This window comes from Geomonas edaphica, from assembly GCF_004917075.1.
Taxonomy (GTDB): Bacteria; Desulfobacterota; Desulfuromonadia; order Geobacterales; family Geobacteraceae; genus Geomonas; species Geomonas edaphica.
Genome location: NZ_SSYB01000004.1, coordinates 882,425 through 894,062, shown reverse-complemented (window position 1 = coordinate 894,062; position 11,638 = coordinate 882,425). Strand labels below are relative to the sequence as shown.

8 protein-coding genes are annotated in these 11,638 nt (G+C 62.5%); 5 read left to right on the top strand and 3 right to left on the bottom strand.

Annotation, left to right across the window (positions count from 1 at the left end):
- Positions 1 to 56 precede the first annotated feature (56 nt).
- From E8K79_RS14810 to E8K79_RS14800, 3 genes are all read right to left on the bottom strand, one after another.
- Positions 57 to 1,421 carry a DEAD/DEAH box helicase gene (locus tag E8K79_RS14810; protein ID WP_136515371.1) on the bottom strand — a complete coding sequence of 455 codons (1,365 nt, stop codon included), beginning with the start codon at positions 1,419 to 1,421 and terminating at the stop codon, positions 57 to 59.
- Between the two features lie 453 nt (positions 1,422 to 1,874).
- Positions 1,875 to 2,159 carry an HU family DNA-binding protein gene (locus E8K79_RS14805; protein ID WP_015718556.1) on the bottom strand — a complete coding sequence of 95 codons (285 nt, stop codon included), beginning with the start codon at positions 2,157 to 2,159 and terminating at the stop codon, positions 1,875 to 1,877.
- A 218-nt stretch (positions 2,160 to 2,377) separates the two neighbouring features.
- Complete coding sequence (locus tag E8K79_RS14800) at positions 2,378 to 4,891, bottom strand: penicillin-binding protein 1A (protein WP_136515370.1); 2,514 nt, start codon at positions 4,889 to 4,891, stop codon at positions 2,378 to 2,380.
- Positions 4,892 to 5,210: 319 nt separating this feature from the next.
- Here E8K79_RS14800 and E8K79_RS14795 point away from each other — a divergent pair, with 319 nt between their 5' ends.
- From E8K79_RS14795 to E8K79_RS14775, 5 genes are all read left to right on the top strand, one after another.
- Entirely contained in the window at positions 5,211 to 6,047 is an 837-nt protein-coding gene (locus E8K79_RS14795; RefSeq protein WP_246043831.1) for a triphosphoribosyl-dephospho-CoA synthase, read from the top strand.
- A 125-nt stretch (positions 6,048 to 6,172) separates the two neighbouring features.
- Entirely contained in the window at positions 6,173 to 7,882 is a 1,710-nt protein-coding gene (locus E8K79_RS14790; RefSeq protein WP_136515369.1) for a response regulator, read from the top strand.
- A 33-nt stretch (positions 7,883 to 7,915) separates the two neighbouring features.
- Positions 7,916 to 8,986, top strand: a complete 1,071-nt coding sequence (locus E8K79_RS14785; protein ID WP_135868814.1) for a type IV pilus twitching motility protein PilT — start codon at positions 7,916 to 7,918, stop codon at positions 8,984 to 8,986.
- A gap of 355 nt (positions 8,987 to 9,341) precedes the next feature.
- A complete protein-coding gene (gene gdhA, locus E8K79_RS14780; protein ID WP_136515368.1) occupies positions 9,342 to 10,691 on the top strand; it encodes an NADP-specific glutamate dehydrogenase in 1,350 nt (449 codons plus the stop codon).
- Positions 10,692 to 10,914: 223 nt separating this feature from the next.
- Positions 10,915 to 11,634: a lytic transglycosylase domain-containing protein gene (locus tag E8K79_RS14775; RefSeq protein ID WP_136515367.1), complete on the top strand. Its 720-nt coding sequence runs from the start codon at positions 10,915 to 10,917 to the stop codon at positions 11,632 to 11,634.
- The last annotated feature ends 4 nt before the right edge of the window (positions 11,635 to 11,638 follow it).

The window sequence follows — 11,638 nt, the reverse complement described above, 5'->3', positions numbered from 1 at the left end:
GCCGTATACACAGATGCGAACTGTACCAAAATCAAAAGCTTAAAGCAAGGAAAAGGCTAGTTTCCGGCGCCGTCACGGCCGCGGCGATACTCGACCACCACCTGCGCGTCGCGCCTTCCGGAGCGCCCTGCCGGGGCGGGACGCCCACCCTGGCCGGGACGTCCGCCGTGACCTGCGCGCTCGTTCTGGCCGGGACGCCCCTTGGCGCCGAACGGCTTTTTCCTGGGGTCGAAGCCGGGACGCCCTTTTCTGGCACCGGGACCGCCGTTGTTCCTTCTCAGGGGGCGGGTCGGCTCGAACCCTTCGATGACGTGCTGCGGCAGCGGCTTGCCGGTCAGGCGCTCGATGCGGTCCAGGTAGGCCACTTCGTTCATGGAGCAGAAGGAGATGGCGATCCCGGTGGCACCGGCGCGGCCAGTCCTGCCGATCCTGTGCACGTAGTCCTCGGCGAACTTCGGCAGGTCGTAGTTGATGACGTGGCTGATCCCGGAGACGTCGAGACCGCGGGCGGCGACGTCGGTGGCGACCAGAAGACGCACCTTGCCGCGGCGCATGTTGGTGATGGTCTTGTTGCGCGCTCCCTGCGACATGTCGCCGTGCAGCGCAGCCGCGGCGTGTCCCTGGGAGTAGAGTTCGAAGGCCAACTGGTCGGCGTCCTTCTTGGTCGCGGAGAAGATGATCGCCTTGGTGACGCTCGCGTCGGAGACGAGGTGCTGCAGCAGGCGGTTTTTGTGGCGCATGTCATCGGTTACGTGCAGGCGCTGCTCGATCTGGAGGTTCGTGACCTGCGTAACGTCAACCGCGACGCGGACCGGATCCTTCAAAAGACGCTGGGCGAGCTTCGCCATGGCGTCGTCCATGGTGGCGGTGAAGAGAAGCGTCTGGCGCTCGGTCGGAGCCGCGGCGGCGATGCGGTCCACGTCCTCGGAGAAGCCCATATCGAGCATACGGTCCGCTTCGTCCAGGACCAGCATCTCGAGACGGGAGAAGTTGATGGTGCGGCGGTCGAGGTGATCGATCAGGCGCCCGGGGGTGGCGACGATGATGTCGACCGGGCTGGACAAAAGCATCATCTGGTCGCGGTAGGGCATACCGCCAAGGATCGAGCCGCAGCGCACGCGCATGAACTTGCCGTACGTCCTGATCGCGTCAACCACCTGGATAGCGAGCTCGCGGGTCGGCGTCAGCACGAGGACGCGCGGCCCCTTGCCGCGCACCGGCGACGGGATGAGCAGGCGCTCCAGCGCGGGGAGAACGAAGGAGGCGGTCTTGCCGGTACCGGTCTGGGCGCTGCCGATCAGGTCGCGTCCGGAAAGCGCGAGCGGAATCGATTCGGCCTGGATCGGGGTGGGCTCGGTGTAGCCGCAGGCGTTGATTGCTTTGACAAGAGGTGCGGAGAGTTTCAGTGCTTCAAAAGACATGTGTTTCCTTTACGTTCCCTCGAGGCAAAAAGCGGCCGTGCTGCGTCCCGGACATCCCCGTGGGACGGACGCGGCTTCTTCGCCGGAGGGCGGTTTGATGTGGGGCGTGCCAAACCCACCGCGACAGTGATTGTCGCAGGCTCAGCTAAAAAGATGGATCGGCAACACGCAATATGACCGGCAAACCTTACATCGTCGCCAACCATGGTTGCTGCCGCATTTCTCGTGGGGATATACCTGAATGCGAGGGGTTGGATCGATGGGAGGGGGAGGTCCCCCGTTGGAACTGATGTCAGTCAGTCAGAAAGCTTTACTACAGGAAGGGGATAAAAGGCAAGTTTTTATTGAAACGTATACGTTTATAAAAAAACCCCGCCGGTGAGGGCGGGGTTTTCGGTGCGTGCCGGGACGGTACAACAGTCGTGGAGGGGCACGTCGCTGGCTGGTCCGGGATTACTTCTTCTTGGCTGCGATAGCGTCTTTCAGTGCCTTGCCCGGGCGGAACTTGGGGACCTTGGCTTCGGCGATCTTGATCTCCTTGCCGGTCTGCGGGTTCCTGCCGGTACGCGCCTGGCGGCTAGCCACTTCAAAGCTGCCGAAGCCTACCAGAGTTACCCTGTCGCCCTTCTTCAGTGCGCCGCTCACGGTGGAGATGAATGCACCGACGGCCTTCTCGGCTGCGGCCTTGGGGATGTTTGCGGATTTCGCCACTGCTTCGACCAGTTCTGCTTTAGTCATGTGAGACCCTCCTTGGCTGGATTAAATTAACGCCACTATAATCATATATCGGTAATTTGCAAGGGTTTTCTTGATTCCCCCGTGATTTTTCCCGCAACTGGCGCGGCTTTAGCCCCTTTTTAAGGCGCGAAGCCGCTCCTGGCAAGGGTTTACAGCGACCGGTTTCGCCGGATGAAACAGCGCCGCGCAAACCGCAAAAAGCCTTTGATTACGGTTGCTTACTGGACCGGAGCCGCCACTTCGGCGGGCTCGGCGGCGTAGCTTGTAGGCTCGGTCCCGGAAACGAAGCACTCCTGCACGGCACCGGGGGTCCCTTCGCGCGCGAGTTTACCGCTACGCGGGTCGATAAGGGCGAAGGTGACGTTCCCCGGGGTGGGGAAGGACCGCACCGGCATCCCGGCGAGGGCGCGTTGCATGAACTCGGTCCAAATCGGCGCCGCAGCCTGCCCGCCCGAGCCGCCGGAGCCCAGGCTTCTCTCCTGGTCGTAGCCAACCCACACGCCGGCCACCAGTTGAGGCACGTATCCGACGAACCAGGCGTCTTTCATGTCGTTGGTGGTACCGGTCTTGCCGGCCACCGGCCTCCCGAGAGCGCGGGCCCTGCTGCCGGTGCCGCTGGAGACGACGCTCTGCATCAAGTTGGTCATAATGAAAGCAGTCTCAGGCGGGATGGCAGGCACGGCACCGCCGGTCGCCTCCGACATAACCGGAACCGGTTTGTTCTGCTTCAGTTCGATCGGCTTTCCGTCCTCCCCGTCCCCTGCGCTGTCCCCCTCCCCTGCGGCCTCCGGCGCGGCGCTCGACATCCGGGTGAACACCGGGACCTTCGGCTCCTGGATCTCCTCCAGGACGTTGCCGTCGCGGTCGAGCACCTTGGTTACGAAATACGGGGCGGTGCGGTAGCCACCCGAGGCGAATACGGCGTAGGCGCTGGTGAGCTCGATGGGTGTAACGCTCGAGGAACCAAGCGCAAGGGTGAGGTTCGCCGCAAGCGGCGAGGTGATGCCGAGTTTCTTGGCGTAGTCGATAGCGGAGCCGACGCCGATCTGCTCCAGGATCTTGACGCTCACTACGTTGATCGAGTTAGTGAGCGCCTCGCGCATGGTCACCGGCCCGCGGTAGACGTTGTCGTAGTTCTTCGGCTTCCACGCCTTGTCGCCGCCGCTTTCGTACTCGACCTGGGAGTCGTCGATGATGCTCGCCGTGGTCATGCCGTGCTCGAGGGCCGCCGCGTAGATGACCGGCTTGAAGGCGGAACCGGGGTTTCTCTTCGCCTGCATGGCGCGGTTGAACTGGCTCTTCTTGAAGTCGTACCCGCCGACCATGGCGCGGACGCCGCCGGAGGTGGGATCGATGGCGATGAGCGCGGCCTGCGCCTCCGGCACCTGATCCAGGGCGAAGACGGCTCCGGTGCGGTTCTTGTCCGGCTCCTTGACCTGCAGCTCCAGCACGGCGCCGAGGCCGATGGCGCGTTTGGTGGCCGGCTTGCCGTAGCTGTTCACGAGCTCGAGACGCCCGGCCCAGTCCATCCCTTTCCTGGGTACGGTGCCGGTCCGCTCGCCCACCCTTACCGTCAGCTCCTGTTTAGCCGGGTTCACCCCGGTAACCACACCCTGGTAGACCGAGCCCTGCTTGAGCGAGAGATCGTCGATGTCGTCCTCAACCTTCTTGCAGAAGGGATCGACCTCGGCTTCGGTCAGGTACTTCGCCGCCCCGCGGAAGCCCTGGCGCTTGTCCACGGCCTTGAGGCCGTTCACCACCGCGTCGTAAGCCCCCTTCTGCATCTCGGCGTTCATGGTGGTGTAGATCTTCAGCCCGTCTTTGTAGAGCCGCTCCTCGCCGTACTTCTCCACGAGCTGCTGACGCACCTGTTCCAAGAAGTAGGCCGATTGTTCCGCGTTCACCTTCTTGAGCGGCTGGATCACGATCGGGGTGGTCTTAGCGTAATCCGCCTCGGCCTGCGTTATGTAACCCTCCTTCACCATCCGCTCCAGGACGTACCCCTGGCGCTCCTTGGCGCGCTCCAGGTGCTTGATGGGGGAGTAGCTGTTCGGCGCCTTCGGGAGCCCAGCCAACATGGCCATCTCGGCCAGGTTCAGCTTGTCCACCTCTTTGCCGAAGTAGGTTTCCGCGGCGAGCTGCACCCCGTAGGCGCCGGCACCGAGGTAGATCTGGTTCAGATAGATGTAAAGGATCTCGTCCTTCGTGAGACGCTCCTCCATCCTCTTCGCGAGGATCGCCTCCTTCAGCTTCCTGGAGAACTTCTTCTCCGGGGTGAGGAGCATCGACTTTGCGACCTGTTGCGTGATGGTCGAAGCCCCCTCCTTCTTGCGCATGGAGATCACGTTTTTGAAGGCCGCCCGCATGACGCCGATGTAGTCGATCCCCTTGTGCTGGTAGAAGTTGGAGTCTTCCGCCGCCACGAAGGCCTGGATCAGGCGTTTGGGCATCTTGTCGACCGGCACCACGGTGCGCCGCTCAAGGTAGAATTCGCCAACCAGGGTGCCGTCCTGGCCGAAGACCTGGGAAAGGATGGGCGGACGGTAGTCGGCCAGGCGGTCGACCTTCGGCAGTGCGCCGAGAAGGTAGAAGAAATAGCCGAGCAGGGCGAGGAGCATGATGGTGGAGCCGCCGGCGGCGCCCCAGAGGAGGTACTTCAGGGGGGAAGACTTCAGTGGGGAAGACTTCTTCAACCTGCGCTGCTGGCGCGGCTGCGCCTTGTAGGTTTCCATGTCGCGAGGATCTCCGATCGGGATTGATGCGTACGCTGGGGTATACCCGGAAGGCCGGTTGCGGGCGAGGGGGAGAAGCTCCTTTGCCTGCGGCTAGGTGGAGCCGGTCGGGAACCTGCGGGTGCATCTGGTGTGCCGCGCCCCACTGGGGGCGCCAGGAGTGAAGATTATCCCAGATGGGCTCAGTAATTCAAGGTTAATGTGGGGCGGGGAGGCCTTCCCCACGCGGCAGCAGCCGTTCGGGGAGGGCGCCTTATTACCGCATAATGTATACACATTACGTTCTTGCGCCAAACGATGCTATGATTTCCAGGTGCATATGACTAAGTGCGGAGACATTCCCGAAGCGATGACGGCACACCTGACAAGACTGACCAATAATCTGGTGCGCGGCGCCTTCATGGAGCTCTACCTCACCCCGAAACCGGGGCTGGTGGATCTCTGCGACAGCGGCTCGCATCCCGAGCTCTCGGTCGAGCGCATGGAGGCGTCCCTAAAGATCGTCTCCCTGTACCTGCTCGACCTCTGCGACGCCGTCGCGCGCGGCGAGGAGCTGAACGAACAGGTGCGTCTCGGGGTTGCCGCGGAAAGCGCGGTGCAGCGTGCTATCGGCACCAGCTGCCACAAGGGGTACATCTTCCTGGCCGGGCTCATGCTCTGCGCCAGCGCCTGCAGCAACGGGCGCGACGAAGGCGCGCTGCGCGCTTCGATCACCCGGCTCGCCGCCCTTTTCTTCGACCAAGGGGAGCCCGGTGCGGCGCACCGGGTCAGAAACCGCTTCCAGGGAGGCGGCCTGAGGGAAGAGGCGCTGGCCGGGCTGCCGAGCCTCTTCGAAGAGGCGCTCCCCGTTTTCCGGCGCGAGATGGCAAGCGGCGGCAACCGCGGTAGCGCCATTTTCGCCATGCTCGGCAGGCTCATGCAAACCGTCGAGGACAGCACCGCGCTGCGCCGCTGCGGCCGCAGCGGACTGAAGACGATCCGGGAAGACGGCCGACACCTGGAGCGCATGATCGCGCAAAGGGATGATTTCCTTGCCTTCCTTGCCGAGCGCAACGCTCACTACGCGAGCCGCAACCTCACCATGGGTGGCGTAGCCGGGCTCCTCGCCCTGGGCCTTGCCTGGTTAAGCCACACCGGCGAGCTCGAAGCCGCCTGATCACCCCTCCTCCGTTTTTAAGAAATCCCCAGCAATTCCCGTTTACTTAGCCCCGACCCCATGCTAGAATCTCCCCGCTAAACCCGCTCCAGCTCACCCGCCGCCAGGCTAACAAGGGTACCGCCATGTCCTTCGAAGGCGATTTGGAACACCTTCCCCTAGTGGATGTCATCCAGCTGCTGCACCAAACCGGCAAGACCGGCACCCTCACGCTCAAAAGCAGCAAGGGGGAGAGCCAGCTTGTCTTCCGGGACGGTTTCATCGTCAGCGCCAACCACGTCAACAACAGCATCCGCATCGGCCAGGTCATGATCGACATGGGGCTTCTGAGCCGCGAGGCGCTGGAGCAGGCCCTCAAGGAGCAGCAAAGGGCCGGTTCGGAGCGTAAGCCGATCATCCAGATGCTCATCGAGGAGGGAATCGTCGAGACCCAGGCCGCGTACCAGGGGCTCGAGGCACTCATCGAGATGACCATCGTCGATGTCCTCACCTGGACCAAGGGGACTTTCTGCCTCGACGTCAACGAGATCGTCGTTTCCGACGACTATCGCTACTTCCCGGAAAAGGCGAACACGCAGATCCATATGAACACGCAGAGCATCCTGATGGACGCCCTGCGCATCTACGACGAGCGTAAGCGCGACGGCACGCTGACCCCGGAGTCCATCTTCGGCGCGCCACCGGTCGCCGAGTCTCAGTCCGGCTCCGGCATATCTGCCGCCGACCTCGGGCTCGAAGAGCTCGACGAGCTGGAAAGCCGCATCCCGAGGTTCTTCTCCGCCATCAAGGAGGAGCCCCCCGACACCATCGCCGGCAGGCTGCAGAAGGAGCTCTCCGGGATTCCGGCACACGAGCAGCAGGAGCTTTTCGACTACCTCGAAGGGGCTTCCGCGCGTGCCGCCGAAGCGGAAGCGACGCTCGGGGTGATCCTCGTCACCTCCTCCAGGCTGATACGTGAGTGCATCTCGGCGGTTTGCGGCCCGCGCTTTGTCTGCGCCACCGACGATCCCCTCCAGCTTGCTCCCTTTATCGAACAGACCCGCTCCCGCGAGAAGTCGCCGCTGCTTCTGCTGGATGCGGGGGAGGACCGCGGCAGAAATGGCCGCGACGTTGCGGCGCTGCTGCAGCAGATCCGCGAGCGCCACCCGGCCCTCCCCATCGTGCTCTTCGCCGCTCCAGACGACTTCCAGCTCGCCGCCTCGGCGCAGGAGTACGGCGTAACGGCGGTGCTGCCCCGCGCCTGCCGCGATTATCGCGGCGAGAGCTTCATCGCCGACCTGATCGCCGGGTGCCAGGCGCTTGCAGCATGCCTTAAGCGACAGACAGGCGCCCCCACCTCGCAGCTCCCCGCGCAGTTTCGTGCGCAGTTCGCGGCTCTTGCCGAGCAGCGCGAGGCCGCCGAGGTCACCTTCGCGCTGTTGCAGGCCGTTTGCGGCGTCTTTCGCCGCGGCGTCACCCTGGTCGTGGTCCGCTCAGAACTCATCGCCGAGCGCGCCATGGGAATCGGCGCGGACGGCGCCGTCACCTCGGTCAAGCTGCGCCTGAACGCGCCCGAGGAGTCGCTGTACCAAAAGGCGTTAGGCGGCGAACTCTGCTACGGCGACGCGGACCAGTCGCTGCGCGACACCATCTACGGTGCCGTCGGGGCTCCGATTAGCGGCAAGGCACTGCTCCTCCCGGTGAAAAGCTTCGGACGCGTCATCGCCATCATCTACGCCGACTTCGGCGCCGGCGCCGGAACCGACCCGCAACTGCCGCTTCTAGAGATCCTCGCGCAGCACGCGGGGCTCGTTATAGACAACATCCTGTACCGCAAGCGCTGCGCCCAGAAATAGGGCGGGCGGGCCGAGAGCACGAAAGGGGCAACCATGGATGCCAAGATCTTCGTCCAGATTCTTGAAATAGCCTTCAGCAAGAAGGTTTCCGACGTGCATTTCGAGGTCGACAACCCTCCATTCTTCCGCGGCAAGGGGCAGATCATCCGCTCCAAGCTCCCGAACCTCACCGCTGAGGACACCGAGTTCATCGCCGCGCAGATCATGACGCACCACGGCCGCCGCTGGGAACCCGACCAGAAGGAGTTCGACACATCCTTCTCACTGCCGAGCGGGGCGCGCTTTCGCGTCAGCATCTTCCGGCAGCGCGGTCATTTCGGCATCATCATGAGGGTAATCCCGGCCCACATAGGGACCTTCGAAGAGTTGCGCCTCCCCCCGGTACTGGGCGAGATCGCGAAGGCCCCCAACGGCCTCATTCTGGTCACCGGCCCCACCGGCAACGGCAAGTCGACCACGCTCGCCTCCATGCTGCGCTACATCAACGAGAACTTCAGCTACAACTGCATCACCATCGAGGATCCCATCGAGTTCCTCTTCCACTCCGAGAAGAGCTGCATCATCCAGCGCGAGGTCGGCATCGACACCGACAGCTTCAGCTCGGCGCTAAGGGCCGCGTTGCGCATGGACCCGGACCTGATCATGGTGGGCGAGATGCGCGACACCGACACCATCGAGTCATGCCTCATGGCCGCCGAGACGGGCCACCTGGTCCTTTCCACGCTGCATACCCAGGGTGCCGTCTCGACCATCAACAGGATCGTGGGACACTTCCCCCCTGACGCACAGGAGATCGTGCGCCAGCGCCTGGCGGACATCCTTGTGGCAACCGTCTCCATCCGCCTCGTGATGAACAAGACCGGCGAGAACATCATCCCCGTCCTCGAGATCATGCGCGCCACCACGACCATCCAGAGCTGCATCCGCGAGGGAAGGCTCGACGAAATCGAGGCGCACATGGAGAACGGCCGCAGCCAGTACCAGATGCAGACCCTCGACCAGCACCTGATACAGCTCCACGAGCAGGAACAGATCACTATGGAGGAGGCAAAGCGCCTCTCCCACTCCATGGACCTGGAGCGGAAGCTCATGTTCACCAACTAGCCCGATCCCCGTCACACACAAAGGGGGGCGCGGATCACCCGCGCCCCCCTTTTTCATTTTCTGCCCGACGCGCACGCGCCCTCCTGTGTAGTTTCAAAAATTAAAAAGAGTAGCTAATGTAAACTCCGTCTGACCAACTGATCATTTTTGCAGCAGCCACACACAGCCCCCACCCGTGTTTTGCCTCTAAATTCAGCACACTTCCCACTGCATGCCTAATTTATTTGCATATATGCACAAAAATGGTTCATCTCGTGCATAGAGGAGTCCACATTTCAGGCAGAAGCTGGGAGTTCCTCTCTCTATGCTGATTAAAGAGTGATCAAATGCACTCATTCATGACCAAGGAGGATGTATGTCGCCACAGATTGACGAGAAAGTAGAACCGATTTTCCAAGAAGTGCTGAAGAGAAACCCGGGCGAAGTGGAGTTTCACCAAGCCGTCCGCGAAGTACTGGAGTCGCTGGGACCGGTCCTGGTGAAACACCCCGAATTCACCGAGCGCAAGATCATCGAGAGGATCTGTGAGCCGGAGCGCCAGATCATCTTCCGGGTGCCCTGGCAGGACGACGCCGGCAACGTGCATATCAACCGCGGCTTCCGCGTGGAATTCAACAGCTCTCTCGGCCCCTTCAAGGGCGGCCTCCGTTTCCATCCCTCCGTCTACCTCGGGATCATCAAGTTCCTCGGCTTCGAGCAGATCTTCAAGAACTCCCTGACCGGCCTTCCGATCGGCGGCGGCAAGGGTGGTTCCGACTTCGATCCGAAGGGCAAATCCGACAACGAGATCATGCGTTTCTGCCAGAGCTTCATGACCGAACTGTACCGTCACTTAGGTGAGCACACCGACGTCCCGGCAGGCGACATCGGCGTGGGCGGGCGCGAGATCGGCTACATGTTCGGTCAGTACAAGCGCATTACCAACCGCTACGAGCCCGGCGTCCTGACCGGCAAGGGCCTCGACTGGGGCGGCTCTCTGGTACGCACCGAGGCGACCGGCTACGGTGCCAGCTTCTTCGTCGACGCCATGCTGAAGGTGCGCAAGGACTCCTTCGAGGGCAAGACCTGCTCGGTTTCCGGCTCCGGCAACGTCGCCATCTACACCATCGAGAAGATCCACCAGTTGGGCGGCAAGTGCGTCACCTGCTCCGACTCCAACGGCGTCATCTACCACGAGAAAGGCATCGACCTCGACCTGGTTAAGCAGCTCAAGGAAGTCGAGCGTCGTCGCATCGAGGACTACGCCAAGTACCACAAGGACGCGAAATACGTCGCAAACGGCAAGATCTGGGAGATCCCCTGCCAGGTCGCCATGCCGTCCGCGACCCAGAACGAGATCAACGGCAAGGACGCCGCCACCCTGATCAAAAACGGCTGCATCGCCGTCGGCGAAGGCGCCAACATGCCGACCACCCCGGAAGGCGTCAAGGTGTTCCTCGAGGCGGGCATCGCCTACGGCCCGGGCAAGGCTGCGAACGCCGGCGGCGTTGCCACCTCTGCGCTCGAGATGCAGCAGAACGCCTGCCGCGACGCGTGGACCTTCGAGTACACCGAGCAGCGTCTGGCCCAGATCATGAAAAACATCCATGACACCTGCTACCAGACCGCCGAGGAGTACGGCACCCCCGGCAACTACGTGAACGGCGCCAACATCGCCGGCTTCATCAAGGTAGCCAAGGCCATGGTTGCCCACGGACTGATCTAGTTCCGGCGCTACCATAGCAAGAAACGAGAAGGCTCGGCCGCAAGGTCGGGCCTTCTTTTTGTTTGGTTTCGAGAAGTCGGCGAAGGAGCCGGCAAGGAGGGGGAGTCGGAGCGCGGAACATTAGGGGGGTGACACGGCACCGCGGAAAATGTATTATGGACCGGGTCGTGCTCCGGCCACCCGGCCGGGCACCGATCCTACCCCACGTAAGAGGAACTTGAAGATGGGTAAAGCCAGACTGCTTTATGCGGCTGCCGCCTTGACCCTGGCGCTGACAACCGACGCCTCGGCCTTCTGTTTCGAGGAAGCTGGCATCGAGTACGGCATCAACCCGCAGATCCTGCGGGCGATCGCCAAGGTCGAATCCAACTTCAACCCCGCCGCAGTCAACTACAACACCAACGGAACCTACGATTTCGGCCTGATGCAGATCAATTCCAGCTGGGCCTCCACCATCGGCAAGCAGCGCTGGAACTCACTGGGCGACCCGTGCAACAGCGTCAAGACCGGCGCATGGATCCTCTCCATGTGCATAGAGAAGTACGGCTACAACTGGAAGGCAATCGGCTGCTACAACAGCCAGACACCGGACAAGCGGGACCGTTATTCGAAGCGAGTTTTTGATCAGTTGCAGCGCGTAAAGCCGGTGAAGCAGGAGGCGGCCTACACGCCGCTCAAGGACAGCATAGAAGCGCTGGTGCGGCAGAAGGTGGACGGCTGGGTAGACGATGCGGCGCAGGGGAAGGCCGAGGAGTTCAAGGCGAAGGTGAAGGCTAGCGTTCCCGCCCCGAAAGAGGTGCTGCAGCAAAAACCGCAGCCTGCTGAAACCACCGCGAAGACGGCCCTCCCGGAGATTCCCGCACCGCAGGACAACGCGATGTCGAACGACAACATCGGCTACTATACGGAAGAAGGGGAACGCTCGGCGATCCCCATCCCTTGATCTC

Excerpts from the sequence above, each read along its gene's own strand:
- E8K79_RS14810 (WP_136515371.1), bottom strand. The coding sequence starts at position 1,421 with ATGTCTTTTGAAGCACTGAAACTCTCCGCACCTCTTGTCAAAGCAATC.
- E8K79_RS14805 (WP_015718556.1), bottom strand. The coding sequence starts at position 2,159 with ATGACTAAAGCAGAACTGGTCGAAGCAGTGGCGAAATCCGCAAACATC.
- E8K79_RS14800 (WP_136515370.1), bottom strand. The coding sequence starts at position 4,891 with ATGGAAACCTACAAGGCGCAGCCGCGCCAGCAGCGCAGGTTGAAGAAG.
- E8K79_RS14795 (WP_246043831.1), top strand. The coding sequence starts at position 5,211 with ATGACTAAGTGCGGAGACATTCCCGAAGCGATGACGGCACACCTGACA.
- E8K79_RS14790 (WP_136515369.1), top strand. The coding sequence starts at position 6,173 with ATGTCCTTCGAAGGCGATTTGGAACACCTTCCCCTAGTGGATGTCATC.
- E8K79_RS14785 (WP_135868814.1), top strand. The coding sequence starts at position 7,916 with ATGGATGCCAAGATCTTCGTCCAGATTCTTGAAATAGCCTTCAGCAAG.
- gdhA (WP_136515368.1), top strand. The coding sequence starts at position 9,342 with ATGTCGCCACAGATTGACGAGAAAGTAGAACCGATTTTCCAAGAAGTG.
- E8K79_RS14775 (WP_136515367.1), top strand. The coding sequence starts at position 10,915 with ATGGGTAAAGCCAGACTGCTTTATGCGGCTGCCGCCTTGACCCTGGCG.